This window comes from Phyllobacterium sp. YR531, from assembly GCF_000282595.1.
Taxonomy (GTDB): Bacteria; Pseudomonadota; Alphaproteobacteria; order Rhizobiales; family Rhizobiaceae; genus Phyllobacterium.
Genome location: NZ_AKIZ01000038.1, coordinates 98,959 through 121,513, shown reverse-complemented (window position 1 = coordinate 121,513; position 22,555 = coordinate 98,959). Strand labels below are relative to the sequence as shown.

The window sequence follows — 22,555 nt, the reverse complement described above, 5'->3', positions numbered from 1 at the left end:
TCAAAACCGATCATTGATCAGTCTTCGCGTTGTTTTTTGCCCGGTCCCGACGCCGCAATCCCGGCCACAAGGTCCGGTAGCGAAGCGGTTTCCGTCAGACGAGCATTGCCGTTCTTTGCGACATCGTTGCTTCCCTTGGGAAGAACAGCCTGCTTGAACCCAAGCTTATCTGCTTCTTTCAGTCTCTGCACGGCATGGGCCACAGGGCGAACCGCGCCAGAAAGACTGACTTCGCCGAAATAGACGCAATCTGCGGGAAGGGCAATACCGGCAATAGAGGAAACCAGTGCAGATGCGACAGCAAGATCAGCGGCAGGCTCTGTTATTCGGTATCCACCGGCAACATTCAGGTAAACATCATGCTGCCCGAACCTTACACCGCAATGGGCTTCAAGCACGGCTAGAATCATCGAAAGGCGGTTTCCATCCCAACCAACAACGGCGCGGCGCGGCGTGCCAAGTGTTGACGGTGCAACCAATGCCTGTATCTCAACAAGAATTGGCCTCGTGCCTTCCATGCCAGCGAAAACAGCAGCACCGGGCGATTTGTCATTGCGCTCACCCAGAAACAGCTCGGATGGATTGGCGACCTGACGCAACCCTTTATCCGACATTTCAAACACGCCGATTTCGTCCGTCGGTCCGAAGCGGTTCTTTACTGTACGCAATATTCGGTAATGGTGCCCGCCTTCGCCTTCAAAGTAGAGCACTGCGTCAACCATGTGTTCGATAACGCGCGGGCCAGCAATTTGCCCCTCTTTGGTAACGTGACCGACGAGCACCACAGCCGCACCTGTCTGCTTGGCATAGCGGATCATTGCCTGCGCTCCGGCGCGTACCTGAGTAACCGTGCCGGGCGCAGAATCAGCTGCATCAGTCCAAAGCGTCTGAATCGAATCGATAATGATCAGGTCGGGGCGCTTGGCATCGGAAATGGTCGCGAGGATATCTTCGACATTGGTTTCTGCTGCGAGCAACACATCGGTATCTGCGGCGTTCAGCCTTTGTGCCCGCAGGCGAATCTGAGCAACCGCTTCTTCGCCTGATACATAGACCACGCGATGGCCCTGACGTGAAAGCGCAGCCGCTGCCTGCGTCAGCAATGTGGATTTGCCGATACCCGGATCGCCGCCGATCAAGATGGCGGAACCACGTACGAACCCTCCACCAGTGACACGATCAAGCTCGCCAATTCCTGATTGTATGCGTGGTGCGTCTTCAATTTCACCGGACAATGTAGTCAGTGCAACAGCGCGGCCTTTGCGACCGGAAAGCTTGCCGGGGCCACTGCCGATACCGCCGGACGTACCTTCCTCGACAAGCGTGTTCCACTCGCCGCAAGCATCGCATTTACCGGCCCAGCGGGTGTGAACAGCACCGCAATTCTGGCAGATGAATTGAATTCTAGCCTTGGCCATCAAATCTCGTTTCCGCTGTAGACGTAGCGGCGGTGATAGCGGTTTCCAAGGCTGGTAAGCAACTCATATCCAATTGTGCCTGCAGCGCGGGCTGCGTCGTCCAGGCTGATATTGGTGCCGAACAGTTCTATATAATCCCCTTCGCGAACATCAGTTTCCTCCAGATCGCTGATGTCAAAGGATGTCATATCCATTGTTACACGGCCTATCACCGGCACTTTCTTGCCCGCAATGAAGCCGATGCCGCCACTATTCAGCGTCTGTCTCAGGGGCACACCACTACCGGATGCGGAACGCAAATAACCATCCGCATAGCCTATTGAGCAAATGGCGATACGTGTGTCGCGGGTAAGGGTTGCTGTAGCGCCATAACCTGCGGTTTCTCCTTCAAGTCCGGTACGGATCTGAATGATTCTTGCTTCTGAGGTAACAACCGGGCGCATTGGGTTGGTTATGCCGGAAACAGGCTCGCCGCCATACATGGCAACGCCGGGGCGGCTCAACTCATATCCTGCATTCAAACTATGGAAGATACCGGGTGAATTGGCGATGCTTGATTCAATTCCGGAGAAATTGGCACGAAGCTTTTGAAATGATTCAAACTGACGCTGGCTAAGGGCATGGGTCTGATCATCTGCCGTGGCAAGATGCGTCAGCAGCAGCACCGGGCTGTGGTCTGCGGCATCCCCTGCAAAACGGATCGCTTCGTTGACGGTCAAACCCAACCGGTTCATCCCGGTGTCTACGTGCAGCGCGTAAGGCAGTTTTTCTGTGCGAGTGGCGTTGGCGTTTTGCCATACCGCAAGTTCGCGCAATGAGCCGAGCACCGGAATGAGATTTGATTGTTCGTAAACGGGCAAAGCTTCTGCGAAAAAACCATTAAGTACAAATACCTGCGCATCAGGCGCTACTGCTTTTACACGCAGTCCTTCCTCGGCCACGGCCACAAAGAATGTGCGGCATCCCGCTTTCCATAAAACCGGAACAACATGAACAATGCCAAGACCATATGCGTCGGCCTTGACGACAGCCCCGGTACGGGCTGGCTTGGATCTCTCCGCAAGGAGAAGCCAGTTTGCAACGAGCGCGTCGAGATCAATGGTAAGACGTCCACCAGCAAGCCGGGGGTCGGCGCCAGCTGTCGTTATATTTGGAGTTCTAGCAGTCAAATTATTACTCAAAACGTTCTGGTATATGTGAATCCTCGGCAAGATCGGTAAAGCGCGTGAATTCCGCCTGGAAAGCCAGTCGTACAGTTCCGGTTGGACCGTGACGCTGTTTGGCGACAATGACTTCCGCCTTGCCGGTTGCCTCGTTCAAATCGGCCTGCCATTTAAAATGCTCTTCGGTTCCGGCCTTCGGTTCCTTGTTCTTGATATAATATTCATCGCGGTACACGAACAGCACGACGTCCGCGTCCTGCTCGATAGAACCTGATTCACGCAAGTCGGAGAGCTGCGGGTGCTTGTCTTCGCGGCTTTCCACCTGACGGGATAGCTGGGAGAGGGCGATGATTGGAGTATTCAACTCCTTGCCCAGAGCCTTCAAACCGGTGGTGATTTCGGTGATTTCCTGCACGCGGTTTTCCGAAGCGCGCTTGGATGATCCCTGCATCAGCTGAATATAGTCGATGACGATCACATCAAGGCCACGCTGACGCTTCAATCGCCGGGCACGGGCCGCCAACTGTGCAATGGAGATACCACCCGTCTGATCGATATAAAGCGGTACGCGCTGCATATGCTGCGAACAGGCAACCAGCTTTTCAAAATCAGCCTCGCTGATTTCACCGCGTCGGATTTTCGAAGAACTGATTTCCGACTGCTCTGAAATAATACGCGTTGCCAGCTGTTCGGACGACATTTCCAGCGAGAAGAAGCCGACAACGCCGCCATTCTTCGCTTTGAACGTACCGTCTGCCAATTGTTCAGGTTCATAGGCTGCGGCAATGTTGAAGGCGATGTTGGTGGCAAGTGATGTTTTGCCCATGCCCGGGCGTCCGGCAAGTACAATCAAATCCGATGGCTGCAACCCACCCATGCGGGCATCAAGAGCACGAATGCCGGTGGAAACACCGGAAAGATGGCCGTCACGCATAAATGCGGCGTTGGCCATGTCTACGGCGTTTTTGACCGCATCGGTAAATGTCTGGAAGCCGCCATCATAGCGGCCGGTTTCCGCAAGCTCGAAAAGTCGCCGTTCTGCATCTTCGATCTGGCCTTGCGGAGCGACATCTACCGGCGCGTCATAGGCGATATTCACCATGTCTTCGCCGATTGTAATCAGGGCGCGGCGTGTGGCCAGATCATAGATCGCGCGGCCATAATCTTCGGCATTGATAATCGTTACTGCTTCCGCAGCCAGACGCGCGAGATACTGCATGACAGTCATATCGCCGATCTTTGCATCGGCAGGCATGAATGTCTTGAGTGTGACAGGATTGGCCATCTTGCCCATCCGAATCATATCGGAAGCGACGTCGAAGATTTTCCTGTGCAGCGGTTCGTTGAAATGCGTTGGCTTCAGAAAGTCGGAAACTCGGTAAAACGCGTCATTGTTTACGAGGATAGCTCCGAGCAAGGCCTGTTCAGCCTCGATATTATTCGGGGCCTCACGATAAAGCGTGCCCTGCGCCTCGTTGATCTTGCGTACCGTAGCTTCAGCCATTTTATATTTTCCCGTTCATAGAGACTATGGCCATGAGGTCAGCGTGGATGCAATGCAAGGTTTCACATTGGGTGATGCGACTTGCATAATTATCGCTGGAACATCCGATGCAGCTAAATTATGCACTGCAATCCACAGTGATAAAAACGCTCAACCAAGGTTCAACCTTGACACTCATCGTTAAAATCTAGCTGAGTCGCAAAATAAAATACAAAATATTACTTGGCGAGGAGGATAAGGTTGGTTGTGCCAACAATTCGCCTCGCCGTCATCCTCGGGTCAAGAGCCCGAGGGTTGTTTGTTTGAAATGATGTAGTTTGCTGGTGCGGCTGCGGGCTCATTGACAGCCCGCAGCCGCTGCGGCAAGCGACCGTCCCGAGGTTTGGGCAACACCCGATGTCATCAAGGTTTCCTGCCGCATTCCGCCATCGCTTGGAGAGTTGATGGGGCCGCTGTTCGTCACGCCCGCAAACAATCCGAAGCTACTTTGAGAGGATAGCATCAGCATGGCTTTCTTGCATCATCCACCTCGCCATTGTTTTGGCTTCGACATCTCCAAAGACACGATCACCGTTTGCGATGGAGCCACCACCACCATCATTGCAAACCAGCAAGCCAGCATCAGGCGCTTCCTGCGCCAATGCAATGCAGACTTTGCCGTCTGCGAGCCCACTGGCGGCTACGAAACCATCCTGCTCAAGGAATGTCTGCGGGCCGGCCTTTGCGTGCATCGCGTTGATACGATCAAGCTCAAAGCCTTCATCCGTTCCCGTGGACGTCTGGGCAAGAGCGACGCAATCGACGCACGCGAACTATCCGCCTATGGACTGGAGCGTTGGGCATGCCTTACCCTGTGGCAGGCACCCGACCCTTGCCAGACAAGGCTCAAGGCTTTTATACGCCGCCGTGCCGATCTGGTGGCCATCCGGGTGGCCGAGCGCAATCGTGCAGGCGCACCTGGCAACCGCGAACTTGCAGTCACCTTCAAGGCCATGATTGCCGTTATCGACCGGCAGATCAAAAACCTTGATCAGGCAATCGAGACATTGATGCATACCGATGAGGCCCTCAGACATAGGGCTGATGTCGTAACCGCCATGAAAGGCATTGGCATAACAACCGCAGCAGCTCTTATCGCTACCCTGCCGGAATTGGGGCAAATGCACCGCAGACAAGCTGCGGCACTTGCCGGACTGGCACCCCATCCCAAAGAGAGTGGAAAGACCCTCGGATATCGCAGAATGCGCGGTGGGCGACCAGAGGTTCGAACAATCCTGTTCATGCCCGCAATGCAGGCAGCACAAGGACGGGGAGAGTTTGCTTCCTTCTACAAACGTCTCCTCGCTGCTGGCAAAAAGCCAATCCTCGCTCTCGCAGCTGTCATGCGCAAGATGATCGTAACCCTCAATGCAAGGATCAGAGACAACTGTCTTCAACAGAGTTGATGACGGAGAAATGGTTGGTTCCACTCAAGACACGTAGGATTTAATCACCTTCCAGCAATTGATTCCTGCGTTTTCACCTGACTGTTTGCAGAGCTTCGTTCGCACTCCAGCCGCTTGAGCCGCTTTTCTTCCTGCTCAATATAGTTTCGGGTGAACGGCACAGCTTCCTGCCGATGTGCCAACTGAATCTGGAACACCATCAGGTTCTGCCAGCGGAATGCTGATTCCGATGCCGCGAGATAGAATTCCCACATGCGACAGAATCTTTCATCGTAGATCGCCTTTGCTCTGTCGCGATTTGCCATGAAGCGCTCACGCCAGATGCGCAGTGTATCGGCATAGTGAAGACGCAGGATCTCGATATCCGTGACGTAAAGACCAGCCTTTTCGATATGCGGAAGCACTTCCGACAGGGCAGGGATATAGCCACCGGGGAAGATGTATTTCTGTATGAACGCATTCGTATAGGAAGGTCCATCCGAACGGCCGATGGAATGCAGCAGGAATACGCCATCCTTCTTCAACAGGCGGGCTGTGTGCTGGAAATACTCGGAAAAGTGACCGATTCCAACATGTTCGAACATTCCAACCGAAACGATCCGGTCGAAACTGTCGTTGATGGTACGGTAATCCTGCAGGTTGAACTGTGCCTGTGAAGAAAGGCCTTCTTCGAACGCGCGCTTGTTGGCAATGCCGTGCTGTTCCTGGGAGAGGGTAACGCCTGTGACATTGGCTTCGAGATGTCTCGCAAGATAGAGCCCCATTCCGCCCCAGCCGCAGCCGATATCGAGCGTCTTGTGACCCTTCTCGACCAGCAATTTTGCAGCTATATGGCGTTTCTTGGCGAGTTGCGCTTCCTCCAGCGTTGCGTCCGGCCTTTCGAAATAGGCGCAGGAATACTGCATGTCAGTATCAAGGAACAGCCGGTACAAATCTTCAGAAAGATCATAGTGCCGCTGCACATTGCTGGAGGCACGTGTCAGATTGTTCATCTGATGCAGACGCCGCGTGGCACGGCGGATGCCTTCCAGTGCAAGCATCCAAGGTTCCTTGGCTGCTGTAGCTCCTGTATTTTCGAAGATCAACTTCAGGACATCGTAGATATCCCCCTGCAGAACATCGATCTCGCTGTTCATATAGGCTTCAGCAAAATGCAGGGAGGGATCAAACGCGATCCGACGTTCTGCTGCTGCAGTATTGATACGGAAGTGGAATTCCTCGCCGGTTCCGTCACCAAATGTGCGGGTTTTGCCGGCTGAGTCAGTTATTTTCAAAGTTCCAGTGTGAATCATCCGCGAAAGTGCGGCGCGTAGAAGTGCATTCATGAACAATCTCCATCAGACGATAGAGCTCGGCCATTGCGGGGCTCGGGAGACGAGCCGTGGTCGGGCATGGGACTCAATAAATCTAATTGATTTTTTTAATCTGAAAAGCAAAAAAATACCCGGCATAGCTGCCGGGTACTTTTAATAAACAAAAACAACTCTTTCGAGTGCTTTGTATCTTCTTTAAATTAGGCGTTTTCTTCGCCGTCTTCGTCTTCATCAAAGAATTCGTCCGAAAGTGGAGTTTCTTCAATGCCATAAATTGCTTCGGCAGAAGTAAGATCTTCACCCTTAACCTGACGCTCTGCTTCATCAGCAGTACGTGCAATGTTGATTGTTACTGTTGCTTCAACTTCAGGATGAAGCGAAAGAACGATCTTGTGCAGGCCGATTGTCTTGATCGGTGTGTTCAGTTCAACCTGGTTACGGTTGAGTGAGAAGCCTTCTGCTGTGATCAGGTCGGCAATGTCGCGGGTCGAAACTGAACCGTACAGCTGACCGGTTTCACCGGCAGAACGAACTGCTACGAATGACTTGCCATCAAGCTTGTCAGCAATTGCCTGAGCTTCTGTCTTGCGTTCGAGGTTGCGTGCTTCGAGCTGAGCGCGCTGGCCTTCGAACTTCTTCTTGTTGGCTTCGTTGGCACGAAGAGCCTTGCCCTGCGGCAGAAGGAAGTTACGAGCAAAGCCGTCCTTGACCTTGACTGTGTCACCCATCTGACCGAGGCGGCCGATGCGTTCTAGTAGAATAACGTCCATTTGAGTTTCCTTATTCGTTAGTGTCTTCAATTGTCATTGCTGCGTGGAGTATTATTTCCTGCCTTCGAGACCGGGGCGCTACGCGATGTGTCGAACAAACCGGCCACAAGAAAGAAGAAAAGTGTGAATGTGAAAATGATGACCGCGAGGTAGGCCAGCCATAGAGCAACCGGCCGCCAGGGTGCACCGCGAGTCCTGGTATGGAGGATTGCAAAGCCTGAGAGCATGAAGCCCGCACCAAGCGCTCCGGCAATCGCAGTGGCAGCATAGCCAAGACCGCCCGGCAAAAAGCATGCCGCACATGCAATCGCAAAAACAAAAAGACCAGCCCGGGGCATGCGCAATGCACGCGGCCAGTCATCCTTCGGACGGCGCAATTTGCCCGAAGCTGCCGTCAGCCGCAGGGCCATGTACAGATTTGCAACGATCAGAATGACCCATACAGCGGGCTGTATTGCAGGGAGTGCGCGTACAACGAATTCAGCAAGTCCCTGCGCAACTTCTGCATTTGGCGCGAGTTGTGGGTTGGTAGCTGTGAGCTGCTGACCAAGGGATTTGATAAGTGCCGCGGCAAACTCATCGCCATAACCAATCAGCATGCCAATCGCGATGAAAGCGGCTGCTACAATCAGCGCCAGCCGCAAAAGTGTGTCGGCAAGGGGGTACCAGACATAGGCGTCGCTTGGGCCGCCAACTTCAGAGGCAGGGCGCGCAAGGCCTGTAAAATAGGCCGCAGCTGCCGCAGGAAGGGCGATGATCAGAACAAGAACGAGCGCAGCTGTTGGTGCGGCAATAACTGACACGATAACTGCCATTGATAATGCTGCGATAAAACCGCTAGCAGTACCCCAGCCGAGCGCTGCGACAAAAATGGGAAGGGGAGAGAACAGCAGCAATGCCATGGCGAGCGTCGACTGGGCGATAACACCAATCGAGAGCAGCGCGGCTGCAAGCCCCGCCAATACTCCAACGCCAAAATCTTTTGCTGTAGGTAACATTTCGCTCGCTGTCCTGCTTGCATAAGCAGTTAGAGGTGGTTTTTAAACCGTTGCCTCAACTTGGGTTTTGTTTCTCACCACATCCGCGCCCATCGCGGCAGGTGTATTTCAATTGGAGACGAAGGCGGCAATCAGATTGCCGCCTTCAATCAATATTACTTCACAACGTATGGCAGAAGGCCGAGGAAACGTGCACGCTTGATCGCCTGAGCGAGTTCGCGCTGCTTCTTCTGGCTAACAGCTGTAATACGCGAAGGAACGATCTTGCCACGCTCTGAAATGTAGCGCGACAGGAGCTTTACGTCCTTGTAGTCGATCTTCGGAGCATTCGCACCCGAGAACGGGCAGGTCTTGCGACGACGATGGAACGGACGGCGGGTCGGGATCTGATTGATATCAACCATTATTCTGCTCCTTCACCGGCTTCGTCACGTGGACGGCGTGGGCGACGCGGGCGGTCGTCATCACGGCCACCGAACTTGTTGTCGTCACGATCGCGGCGATCGTCACGGCGAGCGAGCATGGCCGACTGGCCTTCCTCGTGCTCTTCAACGCGGATCGTCATGAAACGCAGGACGTCTTCATTGATGCGCTGCTGGCGCTCAAGTTCTGCAACAGCTGCTGCAGGAGCAGTGATGTTCAGAAGCGAGTAATACGCCTTGCGGTTCTTGTTGATGCGATATGTGAGAGCGCGGAGCCCCCAGCTTTCGATACGCCCGACTGTGCCGCCATTGGTCTCGATGATACCCTTGTACTGTTCTACAAGCGCATCGACCTGCTGCTGCGAAATGTCCTGTCGAGCAAGGAACACATGTTCATAAAGAGCCATTTGTCTTTGCCTTTCTTCGTTAGTATTGCCCGGGCCAACGGATGAACCTCTGCGAATCTCTCAGGCCGTTGAACGGCGAAGAAAGGACGCGTATGGAGACGATCGAGAGAGGAGACACGGGAGGCTGAAGCTTTTCGCTCCGACGGATCGAAATCCGGCCCTCCGTTCAGCCCCCAGCTGACGCCGAGCAATGAACGGGCGCTCTATACGGGCAAAAGGCGCAAGAAGCAACCCGGCGGCGCGAGTTTCCTGATATTAGGGCATTTTTCTCGCTTTAGCTAAGTAGAAATGTGGCTTCCAGAGTTTCGGAACCGCATCAAAGCTTGACTTCGCGCTTGCTGATAGGCACACCGCGCGGCACTATTGAGCCAGGTTTCATTTGGAGGCATTTCCATGTCTATAGCATTCACCTTTCCCGGACAGGGAAGTCAGGCAGTCGGTATGGGCAAGGCGCTAGCCGATAATTTCGCGGAAGCGAAGGCTGTCTTCAATGAGGTGGATGAGGCTCTGGGCGAAAAGCTGTCTTCCATTATCTGGGAGGGCCCGGAGGAAACATTGACACTCACCGCCAATGCGCAGCCCGCATTGATGGCCGTGTCCATCGCGGTCATTCGCGTGCTGGAGTCCAAAGGCGTATCCCTTAAAGACAAGGTTTCTTTCGTCGCAGGTCATTCGCTCGGCGAATATTCCGCACTTTGTGCTGCCGGTACATTCTCGCTTGCCGATACAGCAAGGCTTTTGCGTATTCGCGGCAATGCGATGCAGAAGGCTGTTCCTGCAGGTCAGGGCGCTATGGCAGCGATCATCGGGCTTGAACATGCGGATGTCGCAGCGGTGTGCGCCGAGGCATCTGCCCACGGTCCTGTGCAGATTGCCAATGATAATGGCGGCGGCCAGCTGGTCATTTCCGGAGCGAAGGCTTCCGTAGAAGCGGCAGCAGCGCTGACCTCCGCCAAGGGTGCCAAGCGCGCAATCATGCTGCCGGTGTCTGCACCGTTTCACTCGGCTTTGATGGCACCTGCTGCCGATGCGATGCGCGATGCCCTTGCAACCGTTGCAAAGCACGATCCGATCGTTCCGCTGATTGCCAATGTACGGGCTGCGCCTGTGACATCTGCCGAAGAAATTGCCAACTTGCTTGTAGAGCAGGTGACCGGACAGGTTCGCTGGCGTGAAACGGTTGAATGGTTCGGTGCCAATGGTGTAACGACACTTTATGAAATTGGCGCAGGGAAGGTGCTCACCGGGCTTGCACGCCGTATCAATAAAGACATTTCCGGTGTAGCTGTTGGGACGCCGGAAGATATCGATGCGGCTTTAGTCGCTCTGAATGCTTGATAAACACTGGAATAAAGGAATGGGCAATGTTTGACCTTACTGGCCGCAAGGCTCTTATTACGGGCGCAACTGGTGGTATTGGTGAAGCTATTGCACGCGCACTGCACGCCCAAGGCGCAATCGTTGGTTTGCATGGCACGCGCGTTGAAAAGCTGGAGGCACTGGCTACCGAACTTGGCGATCGCGTGAAGATTTTCCCGGCAAATCTTTCCAGCCGCGATGAAGTCAAGGCATTGGGTGAAAAAGCGGAAGCTGATCTGGAAGGCGTTGAAATCCTCGTCAATAATGCCGGTATTACCAAGGATGGTCTGTTTGTCCGCATGAGCGACGCAGATTGGGATAATGTTCTGGAGGTCAATCTGACCGCCGTATTCCGCCTTACTCGTGAGTTGACACACCCGATGATGCGCCGCCGTTTTGGCCGCATTATCAACATTACATCCATTGTCGGTGTTACCGGAAATCCCGGCCAGACAAACTACGTTGCGTCAAAAGCCGGTTTGATCGGCTTCTCCAAGTCGCTTGCGCAGGAAATCGCCAGCCGCAATGTTACTGTGAACTGCGTTGCTCCAGGTTTCATCGAATCAGCCATGACGGACAAGCTCAACGAGAAGCAGAAGGAGGGCATCATGTCAGCCATTCCCATGCGCCGGATGGGCACAGGCGACGAGATCGCATCGTCAGTCGTCTATCTCGCCAGCAACGAAGCTGCCTATGTGACGGGCCAGACAATCCATGTAAATGGTGGCATGGCAATGATCTGACCAGCCAGACTGGGCACCGCTGCGTGGCCAGCTATTGGATGGAGTAACTGTCCCAATCACATTTATGAGATTGAGGCCAAGAATAAAGCGTGATAAGTCGCGCACCAGTTGTGGCATTGAAGCGATTTGCCAAATCGATTAGATGCCCAAGAAATTCCGCAAGGAATAAGCCGCAGGGGTTGGTGTTTTAGCTGTTAAACAGCACTGAATTACCATCTTATTGCTTGATTAGAGTCATCCGTGCCGCTAACCAAGGCATAGGGAAAAACAAACAGGTTGAGGTTTCCACATGAGTGATACTGCAGAACGCGTCAAGAAAATCGTTATTGAACATCTGGGCGTTGATGCCGAGAAAGTCACCGATGGTGCGAGCTTCATCGACGATCTGGGCGCAGACAGCCTTGATACTGTCGAGCTCGTGATGGCTTTTGAAGAAGAATTCGGCGTTGAAATTCCGGATGATGCTGCTGAAACGATTTTGACTGTCGGCGATGCCGTCAAGTTCATCGACAAAGCACAAGCCTGATTTTTGTTATGCCTGGCAGCGCATGAGTGACAGAAACGGCGTAAAGCCTTTCTCATTCATGCGTTCAAGGGATACAACCATGTCGCATATGATAATTAAGGATCGGCCATGAGGCGCGTTGTCATAACCGGCCTTGGGCTGGTTTCTCCTCTCGCATCCGGTGTTGAGCTCACTTGGTCACGGCTTTTGGCCGGCCAGAGCGGCGCCCGTCGCGTTACTGAATTCGATGTCGAAGATTTGCCCTGCAAGATCGCCTGCCGCATTCCGGTCGGTGACGGCACAGATGGCACATTCAATCCTGATGAATGGATGGAGCCAAAGGACCAGCGCAAGGTTGATCCATTTATTATTTATGCTGTTGCAGCTGCCGATCAGGCGCTGGCCGATGCCAAATGGGCACCGGAAAGCGACGAAGATCAAATCCGCACGGGCGTTCTTATCGGTTCGGGTATTGGCGGTCTGGAAGGCATTGTCGAGGCTGGTTATACGCTGCGCGACAAAGGTCCACGCCGTATTTCTCCCTTCTTCATTCCGGGTCGTCTGATCAATCTGGCGTCTGGCCAGGTTTCGATCAAGCACAAGCTACGCGGTCCAAACCATTCTGTGGTTACCGCTTGCTCGACAGGCGCACACGCCATTGGTGATGCGGCTCGTCTGATTGCTTTTGGTGATGCGGACCTGATGGTTGCAGGTGGTACTGAATCACCTGTCAGCCGAATCTCGCTTGCCGGTTTTGCCGCTTGCAAGGCGCTTTCCACTGAACGGAATGATGATCCTACTGCGGCTTCGCGGCCATATGACAGAGACCGTGATGGGTTTGTCATGGGCGAGGGCGCCGGTATTGTTGTGCTCGAGGAACTGGACCACGCGCTGGCTCGCGGTGCCAAGATTTACGCAGAAGTTATTGGCTATGGTCTTTCCGGTGATGCCTATCACATCACCGCGCCTTCCGAGAGCGGTGAGGGTGCACAGCGCTCCATGGAAATGGCTCTCAAGCGCGCAGGCATCACCCCTGCTGACGTCGACTACATCAATTCGCACGGCACATCGACAATGGCCGATACGATTGAGCTGGGTGCAGTAGAACGGGTCGTTGGCGACTCCGCATCGAAAATCTCGATGTCGTCCACAAAATCGTCAATTGGCCATTTGCTTGGCGCTGCCGGTTCAACCGAGGCAATCTTTTGTGCTTTGGCAATCCGCGACAACATTGCGCCACCAACGCTCAATCTGGACAATCCGTCCGTTGAAACGAAAATCGATCTCGTTCCGCACAAGGCGCGCGAACGCAAGATTGATATTGCTCTGTCGAACTCCTTCGGGTTTGGCGGGACTAACGCATCGCTTGTCTTGCGGCGTTATCAACAGTGATTGGAGATATGGCGAAAGCACCTGATGCCTTCGCCATATTACAGTCGATTTTAGCGCATAGTGCCTGAATCATCTTTGATTTGAGCTGGGCTATAGCGCCATTTGCAAAGTTGCCGCTTCTCTAGTGTTCACCGGGGGTGCGCGGCAAAATAACCGATAATATGTCCCGAGGTGCTTGCGTGAGTTCAGATCAGCAATCTGGAGAGACAAACAGTTCCGGTGCACCGGAGCGCAAGCCCATTGTTCCGCAATCGGCATCCGAAGCCTTGCGTCCGGAACCCGGCACGCCACCTCCCGCACCCAAGCGCCGCTCCCGCCGCGCACGCAGCCAGATCGTCGTTTTTGCAAACTTCATGCTGTCACTGGTGGTTTTGGTGGTGCTTGCTGCCGCGGCTGTCGTATATTTTGGCAAGGTGGAGTTTAACGAGGCTGGCCCGACAGACGTTACAACCAATTATGTTGTCAAGAGTGGTTCAGGCATCGTTGAAATTGCCGATGGCCTTGAGCGTCGCGGTATTATCTCGGATGCGCGCGTGTTCAAATATGGCGTGCAGGCTTACGGCTATCAGGGCGATATGAAGGCTGGTGAGTACGAGATAAAGGCGCAGGCATCCATGCGCGAAATCATGGAGCTGCTGCGGAGCGGCAAATCGGTTCTGCATTCCCTTACCGTACCCGAGGGCCTAACTGTCGAGCAGATATTCCAGCGCCTCAGCGAAGATGATGTCCTGACCGGCAATCTTCCGTCCGTTCAGCCAAGTGAGGGTTCGCTTTTCGCCAATACGATGCGCTTCTCGCGCGGTACAACCCGTGAAGAACTCGTAAAGAAAATGCAGGCGGACCAGAAGAAGCTGGTGGAAGATATCTGGGAGCGCCGCGATCCGGCGGTGCCTTTGAAAACGATTGAAGAATTTGTGACGCTTGCATCAATTGTTGAAAAAGAGACAGGCAAAGCCGACGAGCGTCCACGTGTTGCGTCCGTTTTCATCAATCGCCTCAACAAGCGTATGCGGCTGCAATCGGACCCGACGATCCTCTATGGCCTTTTCGGTGGTAAGGGCCGTCCCGCTGACCGTTCAATTCTCAAGTCCGACATTGAGAAGCCGACACCTTACAATACCTATACGATCAATGGTCTCCCGCCTGGTCCTATCGCCAATCCCGGTCGTGACGCTCTTGAAGCCGTAGCGCATCCATCACAGACGAAAGATCTGTATTTTGTCGCCGATGGTACTGGTGGACACGTTTTTGCTGCAACGCTTGAAGAGCATAATGAGAACGTGAAACGCTGGCGCGAAGTCGAAAAAAACAGGCTTGATGAAGCGGCCAAAGCAGCCACTGGCGATAAGAACGCCGTGCCTGTTGAAAATGGTGTCGCAAACTAATCGGCTACCAGCGCCGGCGTAAGGGGGGCATATGTCATTGCAGAGCATGACGGGATTTGCCCGTCACCTCCGAGTGTATTCCGGAGTCCAGATTTCGTGGGAAATCAAGTCCGTAAACGGAAAGGGGCTGGATGTACGGTTCCGGCTCCCATCGGGTTTTGAAGCAATTGATCAGAAGGCGCGTGCGCTTTTTGGCCAACATTTCAAGCGCGGTAATTTTCAGGCTGCTCTGACTGTCGACAAGACCGAAGGCGTGGCAAAGCCTGTTGTGAATCGACCATTGCTGGAGGAGCTGGCATCTATCGCCGGACGCTTGCGTGATGAATTCAATCTCGCTCCGTCGACGCCTGAGGGGTTGATGGCATTGCGGGGGGTGCTTGAGTTGCCGCAGGAAGCCGTGACCGCCGAAGAACAAGCGCAACTTGACGATTTTGCTCTGGCTGTCCTCGAAGAAACGCTGGTGCAGCTTGCAGAAAATCGCCGTGCAGAGGGAAGCGTACTCGGCGAAATACTGAAGTTGCAGGTTTCCACGGTTGAAATACTGGTCGAACAGGCAAAGCTCGATCCTAGCCGGTCCATTGGTGCCGTAAAAAGCAGGCTTTCCGCACAGGTCGCTTTGTTGTTGGATGCCGCACCAGTACTTGATGAATCACGCCTGCATATGGAAGCCGCCTTTCTCGCAACAAAGGCGGATATTCAGGAAGAGCTTGATCGCCTTGAGATGCATGTGGCGTCGGCGAGGGCCTTGTTAGCCGATGGAAATGGCGTCGGACGCAAGCTCGATTTTCTGACACAGGAATTTAACCGGGAAGCGAATACACTTTGCTCAAAGGCAAACGCGGCATCGATCACAACCATAGGGCTTGACCTGAAGGCGGTTGTGGATCAATTGCGCGAGCAGATACAGAATTTGGAGTAGATATGCTCAACGCTATCAAAAGACGCGGACTTATGCTGGTGCTCTCGTCACCATCCGGCGCCGGCAAATCAACCATTGCCCGCTTGCTGTTGAACGACAAAGAAAAGCTTGAACTGGCCTTGTCTGTCAGCGTCACGACGCGCACGCGCCGCCCCAGCGAGATTGAAGGCGTTCACTACCACTTTATATCGGTACGCGAGTTTGAGCGGCTGCGCGACAGCGACGAACTGATCGAATGGGCCGAGGTTCACGGCAATTTCTACGGTACGCCGCGTGAAGCAGCGGAGAACGCGCTTGCCGATGGACAGGACATGCTTTTCGACATCGACTGGCAGGGCGCATTGCAGTTGCAGGAGAAAATGAAGGGCGACGTCGTCAGCATTTTCATCCTGCCACCTTCCATGGCCGATCTGAAGCTGAGGCTGCATCGCCGTGCTGAAGATACTGAAGAGGTCATCGACATGCGGTTGCACAACGCCCGCAATGAGATTGAACGCTGGCGCTCCTATGACTACGTTATCGTCAACAAGGATCTGGATCGGGCCTATAATCAGGTTCAGTCGATTGTCACCGCCGAGCGATTGCGCCGAGATCGTTCACCGGGCCTTTTCGATTTCGTTAACGGGCTTCTGGAAGAGAAGCTGTAGTATAGCTCGAATTTAGAAGATTGGCATTTTGCGAATTCTTGGCGCTTGCGGTGTTATACCAAGGTATGGATTGTATTACCTGCCTAAGCTTTTAAGCTGAATTGCCTTGCATGATTATTACGCTATTTCAACATGTTACGTTTTTAAGCAGGGCAACGTATCCAGTTTTTGAGGGTAAGATGGATTATAACGAAGCTATTGACGAAATTTCTATAGAAAAATTGACAAACGGCCTTTCAATCACGCTTACTCGCCCCGAATGTACAGATTCCAGAGGTGGCGGTACCCATAGTGTGGGCAGTGACCGAGCTGGCTTCGGTGGCAGTAGAGGCGGTCTCGGCGGCCTCGGTGGAGGCAAAGGCGGTAAAGGTGGGCGGCCCTAAGTTTTTTATGCTTGGGTTTTGGGGGCGGATACACGCCCCCATTTATTTTAGACTATTGGAGAATTCATTTTGAATCAGTCAGGGCAATATAAGCTCGCGCCGCTATTCAGCTTAACCGGTATAGCGGCAATGGAATTTTGCGAAAATACGCTTTTTTCTCAGAGTAAGATAATTGGATTGGCCGATCTGCGTGACGCGAACACTGTTGCTGTACTGTCCGAAAGAGCCGGGACAATTTTTTCGGATGCTGTTAAAAAAATTAAAGATGTATTAGCTGATGACATGGTGGGAATTGCTGCTGTCGATATTCCACTTCTTTACCCTAATGACAAAACCGTTGATGCAATAGCTGGGGCACTACTTGCCGTATCCATAGCACAGCACGTCATGCCTAGTCTCCTGGATCGAGAAAACGGCACCCCGTTTTCAATATTCAACGCATCGCAGAAAAATAGCAGAACTTTGGATTCCGTAGGAATAAAGGGGGTATCCCCGACTGATATCTTGGATTTTCATTCGGATGGATCAATACACGACGGTTTGCTTTCAATTCCGAAATATTTGTTTCTTTATAATATTCTTATCAATTATCACAATAAAGGAAATTTCTATTGGGTTCCAACTCAAACGATAACAGGAATTAAAGAGTATATCGATAGTTTCGGTGAGCGTGATGACTATATTTTCGATCTCACGCCAACAGTTTATGAAAGTCAGCCTTCGCAAATAAAAGCAATTTTGGCGCATCGGGCTAGAACTTCGATTTTCCGAAGAGTTGGTGAGAACAGTATTGCGACTTTTATGAACGGTACGTTCCGTGGCAAACATGATGATATCGACGGTGCAGCAATAGAGATTTTGGCTCAGTTCCGAACTGATATTTCGCAAAACGACTGCCGTTATTATGTGCCACAGCAGGCTCGACGAATGATTTTCCTGCGCAATGATTGCGGCTTCCACGCTCGGGATGTTCTTGATAACCCGATTGAAGGCCTTGCCACAACAAGATCGTATCTTCGCAGCGCTTCTGTCGAAGGGCATCCTGTTGGTTATATTGAGGCAGGATAGAGTTGCGATGTTGCGTCAGCTCTTCGGAAAATTCGAAGGTTTAATTGATTTTCGTTCCCACGAATTGCATTTGGACAACAGTTCGAGCGCTCTTCGTATCTTGATTGTCTTGCTAGCACCATTTCGCTGGATCATAGGGCTTTCAGCAATCAGCGGAATGGCTATAACGTTAATTGAGCTTGCACGTGTTTATGCAATTTCTTATCTTGTTGACACGGTATCTGTGTCACCACAAAAGATTATTTCTCCCGACAATTTATTTTTATTTGGAATTATTATTGCTGCCTATGCAATTCTGGATCCGCTGGTATGGCTGACCAATTACATGCTGCGGGCTCAGTCGCTCAGCAGCCAATCAGAGGCATCAGCCCTTTGGCAAGCACATAAAGCAGCGTCCAAACATGATTTGGCATATTTCAACTCCTTACACGCTGGTCAGATCACTGCCAGAATAGGTCATGTTGCGGACGCGGCTCAATCATGTGCTGAACTGGTTGCTGGCAGGTTTCCAATGGGATTCATACGGTTTCTTGGTTCAATTAGCATTATGCTTTATCTGTCCCCGGTTTTCCTTTTCCCTGTAGCGATTTGGCTGGTATTGAACGCATTTTTTGCCGTTTACTTGGCACCAAAGGTAAATGTGCAAGTAGAAAAAATATCGCAAGGCGCTAGTGGAATTTATGGAGTAATAACGGAGTATTTTTCCAACATACGATCAATAAAATCATCATACGTATACGATACTGAAAATAATTTTATCTTGCAAAAGATAGATCAGCAAAACAATAATAACATAGAGATCAACAGGTTGACTACAATAACTGGATTGTACATTCGCTTGATTAATACAGGGTTGTTGTCTGCTGTTATTTTGTTGGGTATTTATGGTTTGAATTATGGGACCGTTTCAGTTGGTGAGTTTGTTGCCGCTGTGACGCTTGCGGGTGGTATGGCAGCAGACGCGGGATGGTTTGTTGCAATATGGGAGGGAATAACCCAAAGCTTAGGGGCAATCCGTGACGCGAGATCTACCATAATCAGTAATCCTCAGATCACGGATTATGGTACAAATTCCTTTAGGGGCTTTAATGAACCTCCTCAAATCAGCTTGAAAAATGTCAGTTTTGGCTATGAAGCTGGAAAGCAGATTCTCAACGATATTAGCTTGGAAATATTGCCCGGTGAGAGGATAGGCATTGTGGGGCTTTCCGGCTCAGGTAAGTCTACTCTGGTAGAGCTTCTTTTGAGACTATATGATGTGACAACCGGTACCATCTTGCTAAACGGCCAAAATATAAAACACATTCCCTTATCAACGCTGCGGGGCGTGTTTGCCTTTGTCTCTCAAAAAGAAAGCCTTTTTCACAGATCAATTAGAGATAACATTGCCTTTGGCACCGGCAACGCATCCATAAACGAGATCCATTGGGCAGCAGAGCGAGCTGGCGCTGCTTCATTTATTGAATCGCTGGGTGGGGGCGACGGACCGAGCGGTTATGACATTGTGATCGGTGAGCGGGGTACGAAGCTTTCAGGTGGCCAGCAACAAAGGATAATGTTGGCCAGGGCACTGCTACAGAAGCGCCACATTCTGGTGTTGGACGAGGCAACATCGGCGCTTGATTCGAAGACGGAGAGTTTTATTCAAGCTTCTATTAACGAGAACGCTGAAAATAAAACTGTGATCGCAATTGCTCATCGGATATCGACGGTGAAGAATTTCGATCGAATCGTTTTGCTAGATAAGGGTTTTATTGCGGCTGTTGGAGTCCATGAAGATTTGTTAAATTCAAATGATCTTTATCGGGAGTTGTGGGACAAGCAGCGACGCTAAAGCGCATTAGCGAGCATTACAAACTCGTCAATCGACAGCGTTTCAGCCCGCCGCGTCGGATCAATGCCTGCATTTGCCAATAAGGCCTCGCCGCCAAGCGATTTGACGCTTTGGCGCAGCATTTTGCGGCGTTGGCCGAATGCGGCCTGTGTAACTTTGCCCAAGATTGCAGCGTCGCACGCCAATGGTGCCTCCCGTGGCACCAGATGGACCACAGAAGAAGTAACCTTCGGTGGAGGAGTGAATGCCTGCGGCGGCACATCAAACGTTATTCTGGCGTCTGTACGCCAGCCTGCAAGCACGCCCAATCTCCCATAAGAGTCCGATCCGGGCCGGGCGACGATGCGCTCTGCCACTTCACGCTGAAACATCAGAGTGAGAGAAGAATAAAATGGCGGCCAAGGTTCGGCCAATAGCCAGCCAACCAGCAAGGGTGTTCCGACATTATAGGGAAGGTTTGCGATGATCTTGATTTTCTGATCGCCCGCCAACGCTGCGAAATCAGTTTCCATCGCGTCACCCGGAATAACGCGTAGCCGTCCCGGATAATGGTCCGAAATTTCCTGCAAGGCGGCGAGGCAGCGTTCATCCCGTTCAATTGCTATAACATTGGCGCCCTGTGCCAGTAGAGCCCGTGTTAGTCCGCCCGGTCCCGGCCCAACCTCAATTACTGTTTGTCCTTCAAGCTCGCCAGCTTGTCGGGCGATCTTTGCCGTCAGGTTAAGATCAAACAGAAAATTTTGGCCAAGCGACTTTCTCGCCATCAACTCATGACGTTCGATAACTTCGCGCAGGGGTGGGAGATCGTCGATACTCATACGGCAAGCGTTTCTTTTCTGTTTGATGCAAGTTGATCGGCAAGCCGGAGTGCTGCTATCAAACTGTCAGGTTTGGCTATTCCACTACCCGCAATATCAAATGCAGTGCCGTGATCGGGCGAAGTTCTTATAAAGGGCAGTCCCAGCGTTACATTTACGCTGTCGTCAAATCCCAGCGTCTTGGCCGGTATTAGTGCCTGATCGTGATACATGCAAATTGCAACATCGTAAGTGGCACGGGCCGCAGCGTGAAACATCGTATCGGCAGGCAAGGGCCCGCGCGCGTCAATACCCTCACTAAGAAGTATATCTACTGCGGGCCGGACGATAGTTTCATCCTCAGTGCCCATACTGCCATTTTCGCCCGCATGGGGGTTAAGCCCAGCTATGGCCAACCTTGGTTTAGCTATGCCGAATTGGCTCTTCAGCGCTTCCGCAGTGATGCGGGATATGGTCACAATCATCTGCGTGGTCAAAACGATCGGTACCTGAGAAATGCCAATGTGTATTGTAACCGGAATTGCTCTGAGGAGTGGCCCGGCGAGCATCATCACAGGGGTGACTTCACGACCTAAATGCACGGCAGTAAGATGCGCAAGAAACTCCGTATGACCGGGAAACTTGAAACCAGCGTCATAGAGGGGTTTCTTTGCAATAGGGCAGGTGACAACGGCGCGCGCCTCACCTGAAAGGCACAATGCAACGGCACGTTCGATTGCTTCGATCGTTCCTGCAGCATTTTCCGCCAGCGGCGTTCCGGGGTGGTCGGTTTGCAGGTTTTCGAGCGGCACTATCGGCAGCGCCTCTTCGAAGATCGCTGCAGCCTTTGCCGGAGTGGAAATTGCAATCGGGCAATGTTGTCCGACAAGCTTTGCGCGTGTCTCAATCAGCTCTGGATCGGCAAGCAGGAAAAAAGGGGAAAGGCCCAGTTCCTTGCGCTTTAACCAGCTGGCAATAGCAATTTCAGGACCGATACCCGATGGGTCGCCGCAGCTTACAGCGATGGCAGTCATGACAGGCCCCGTATTCAATCAAGTAGGCATGCCGTGGCGAGCCTAATTATTCGTTGGTGATTTTCGCTTTGGCGCGCAGTTCATCAAGATATTTCTTGTCGACAGCGGCCGCCGTTGCATCAGCCTTATCGCTATTTTGCTCTTGGGCAAATACCATGCGGGCTACGCGGTCGTCCGAGACCTGACGTGTCGCACAAACACCGAGATATTCTACGCCTTTATCCGTATCCAGTGTCGCCGTTGCGTGGCCGACGGATGTGGATTTAACTTGCGCAGCCCATTCAGGCGGCAGTTCCTGCTCGATAAATTTTCCAAGATCACGAACGGTCACATCAAGTGTGCCTTTCGCGATATCGCGCGTACCATCACATCCATTGAATTTGGCGCGCATTGCATTGGCTTCGCCGCGACGCTTGGCGATAATATCGCGCTTGTTGGCGGGTACGACAAAAATGACCTGCTGAAGCTGATACTCGGTGGAGACGGGTTTCTTGCCGCCATCCTTGAGCATGCGCTGAACCGCATCCTGCTCGGTGAATTTCGCACCGCCCTGCGAACGATTGCGTGTTGCCAATGCTCGGCCCCAGCTCATCTGGATGCGGATGTATTCTTTGAAATGCTGTGCGGTCACACCAGCCTTGTCCAGAACAGAATTAAGCTGGGGCAAGGTCATTTTATTGTTGGTGGCAAAGCGGGCGAAAGCTTCATTTACTTCGACATCGTTGACGAGAAGGTTGAGGCGGCGCAGTTCCTGGCGCTTCAATGCTTCTTCGGTCAGTTCCTCTTTGGCATCACCCTTTTTGCGCTGCAGCTTGATAAATGCCGCGCGACGGGAAATATCGTAATCGGTAATAGGGGCGCCATTCACAACAACTTTGATTTCGCTTGCGGCTGCAGGCAGTACAGTTCCTGCCGTGAAACTTGAGCCGATTACGGCAAACAAAGCCGCTGCAACAATATGGTTCCTCGCCATCATTCCCAACTATCCAATCATTGTCCGCTCATATTGAGCAGGCTGTAGCCTTAGTACTCTGGTGTTCGTATTTATC

At 52.4% G+C, this 22,555-nt stretch carries 21 protein-coding genes; 10 read left to right on the top strand and 11 right to left on the bottom strand.

Going from position 1 to position 22,555, the window contains the following annotated elements:
* Window positions 1–17: 17 nt before the first annotated feature.
* The 3 genes from radA to PMI41_RS21985 are packed head-to-tail and all read right to left on the bottom strand — an operon-like array spanning window position 18 to window position 4,085.
* Entirely contained in the window at window positions 18–1,418 is a 1,401-nt protein-coding gene (radA, locus tag PMI41_RS21995) for a DNA repair protein RadA (RefSeq protein ID WP_008128549.1), read from the bottom strand.
* Window positions 1,418–2,587, bottom strand: a complete 1,170-nt coding sequence (alr, locus tag PMI41_RS21990; protein ID WP_008128548.1) for an alanine racemase — start codon at window positions 2,585–2,587, stop codon at window positions 1,418–1,420. The genes radA and alr overlap by 1 nt, the downstream gene beginning before the upstream one ends.
* A 4-nt stretch (window positions 2,588–2,591) precedes the next feature.
* Window positions 2,592–4,085, bottom strand: coding sequence for a replicative DNA helicase (locus tag PMI41_RS21985; RefSeq protein ID WP_008128546.1), 1,494 nt, complete (start codon window positions 4,083–4,085; stop codon window positions 2,592–2,594).
* A 506-nt stretch (window positions 4,086–4,591) separates the two neighbouring features.
* On the opposite strand from PMI41_RS21985, the gene PMI41_RS21980 reads away from it, so the two are divergent.
* Window positions 4,592–5,530, top strand: coding sequence for an IS110 family transposase (locus PMI41_RS21980; RefSeq protein WP_008128545.1), 939 nt, complete (start codon window positions 4,592–4,594; stop codon window positions 5,528–5,530).
* Window positions 5,531–5,574: 44 nt separating this feature from the next.
* Here PMI41_RS21980 and PMI41_RS21975 read toward each other — a convergent pair whose 3' ends face one another.
* The 5 genes from PMI41_RS21975 to rpsF form a co-directional block, all read right to left on the bottom strand.
* On the bottom strand, window positions 5,575–6,855 hold the full coding sequence (locus PMI41_RS21975; RefSeq protein ID WP_008128544.1) for a cyclopropane-fatty-acyl-phospholipid synthase family protein: 1,281 nt from the start codon (window positions 6,853–6,855) through the stop codon (window positions 5,575–5,577).
* 188 nt (window positions 6,856–7,043) lie between these two features.
* Entirely contained in the window at window positions 7,044–7,613 is a 570-nt protein-coding gene (rplI, locus tag PMI41_RS21970) for a 50S ribosomal protein L9 (protein WP_008128542.1), read from the bottom strand.
* Window positions 7,614–7,639: 26 nt separating this feature from the next.
* Window positions 7,640–8,611 (bottom strand): DUF2232 domain-containing protein, encoded by a 972-nt coding sequence (locus PMI41_RS21965; protein ID WP_008128540.1) that lies wholly within the window; start codon window positions 8,609–8,611, stop codon window positions 7,640–7,642.
* 155 nt (window positions 8,612–8,766) lie between these two features.
* A complete protein-coding gene (gene rpsR / locus PMI41_RS21960) occupies window positions 8,767–9,015 on the bottom strand; it encodes a 30S ribosomal protein S18 (protein ID WP_008128538.1) in 249 nt (82 codons plus the stop codon).
* On the bottom strand, window positions 9,015–9,440 hold the full coding sequence (rpsF, locus tag PMI41_RS21955; RefSeq protein ID WP_008128537.1) for a 30S ribosomal protein S6: 426 nt from the start codon (window positions 9,438–9,440) through the stop codon (window positions 9,015–9,017). The genes rpsR and rpsF overlap by 1 nt, the downstream gene beginning before the upstream one ends.
* 393 nt (window positions 9,441–9,833) lie before the next feature.
* On the opposite strand from rpsF, the gene fabD reads away from it, so the two are divergent.
* The 9 genes from fabD to PMI41_RS21910 all read left to right on the top strand — a co-directional run bounded on the left by fabD (window position 9,834) and on the right by PMI41_RS21910 (window position 19,675).
* Entirely contained in the window at window positions 9,834–10,778 is a 945-nt protein-coding gene (gene fabD / locus PMI41_RS21950; RefSeq protein WP_008128535.1) for an ACP S-malonyltransferase, read from the top strand.
* Window positions 10,779–10,804: 26 nt separating this feature from the next.
* Entirely contained in the window at window positions 10,805–11,542 is a 738-nt protein-coding gene (gene fabG / locus PMI41_RS21945) for a 3-oxoacyl-[acyl-carrier-protein] reductase (protein ID WP_008128533.1), read from the top strand.
* A 289-nt stretch (window positions 11,543–11,831) separates the two neighbouring features.
* Complete coding sequence (locus tag PMI41_RS21940) at window positions 11,832–12,068, top strand: acyl carrier protein (RefSeq protein ID WP_008128530.1); 237 nt, start codon at window positions 11,832–11,834, stop codon at window positions 12,066–12,068.
* 108 nt (window positions 12,069–12,176) lie between these two features.
* Entirely contained in the window at window positions 12,177–13,439 is a 1,263-nt protein-coding gene (gene fabF / locus PMI41_RS21935; protein ID WP_008128527.1) for a beta-ketoacyl-ACP synthase II, read from the top strand.
* Between the two features lie 179 nt (window positions 13,440–13,618).
* A complete protein-coding gene (gene mltG, locus PMI41_RS21930; protein ID WP_008128525.1) occupies window positions 13,619–14,824 on the top strand; it encodes an endolytic transglycosylase MltG in 1,206 nt (401 codons plus the stop codon).
* A gap of 31 nt (window positions 14,825–14,855) precedes the next feature.
* Window positions 14,856–15,743: a YicC/YloC family endoribonuclease gene (locus PMI41_RS21925; protein WP_008128523.1), complete on the top strand. Its 888-nt coding sequence runs from the start codon at window positions 14,856–14,858 to the stop codon at window positions 15,741–15,743.
* A gap of 32 nt (window positions 15,744–15,775) precedes the next feature.
* Entirely contained in the window at window positions 15,776–16,390 is a 615-nt protein-coding gene (gmk, locus tag PMI41_RS21920; protein WP_081497185.1) for a guanylate kinase, read from the top strand.
* A gap of 452 nt (window positions 16,391–16,842) precedes the next feature.
* Window positions 16,843–17,841 (top strand): hypothetical protein, encoded by a 999-nt coding sequence (locus PMI41_RS21915; protein WP_008128518.1) that lies wholly within the window; start codon window positions 16,843–16,845, stop codon window positions 17,839–17,841.
* Window positions 17,842–17,848: 7 nt separating this feature from the next.
* Window positions 17,849–19,675 carry an ABC transporter ATP-binding protein gene (locus tag PMI41_RS21910; RefSeq protein ID WP_008128516.1) on the top strand — a complete coding sequence of 609 codons (1,827 nt, stop codon included), beginning with the start codon at window positions 17,849–17,851 and terminating at the stop codon, window positions 19,673–19,675.
* On the opposite strand, the gene rsmA is transcribed toward PMI41_RS21910, so the two are convergent.
* Genes rsmA through PMI41_RS21895 form a run of 3 tightly spaced genes read right to left on the bottom strand, consistent with a single transcriptional unit; the run spans window position 19,672 to window position 22,482 of the window.
* The gene (gene rsmA / locus PMI41_RS21905; RefSeq protein WP_008128514.1) at window positions 19,672–20,493 is read right to left on the bottom strand and encodes a 16S rRNA (adenine(1518)-N(6)/adenine(1519)-N(6))-dimethyltransferase RsmA; all 822 of its coding nucleotides are present in this window, start codon (window positions 20,491–20,493) and stop codon (window positions 19,672–19,674) included. The genes PMI41_RS21910 and rsmA overlap by 4 nt on opposite strands.
* A complete protein-coding gene (gene pdxA / locus PMI41_RS21900) occupies window positions 20,490–21,506 on the bottom strand; it encodes a 4-hydroxythreonine-4-phosphate dehydrogenase PdxA (protein WP_008128512.1) in 1,017 nt (338 codons plus the stop codon). The genes rsmA and pdxA overlap by 4 nt, the downstream gene beginning before the upstream one ends.
* A gap of 46 nt (window positions 21,507–21,552) precedes the next feature.
* Window positions 21,553–22,482, bottom strand: a complete 930-nt coding sequence (locus tag PMI41_RS21895; protein ID WP_008128510.1) for a peptidylprolyl isomerase — start codon at window positions 22,480–22,482, stop codon at window positions 21,553–21,555.
* Between the last annotated feature and the right edge of the window lie 73 nt (window positions 22,483–22,555).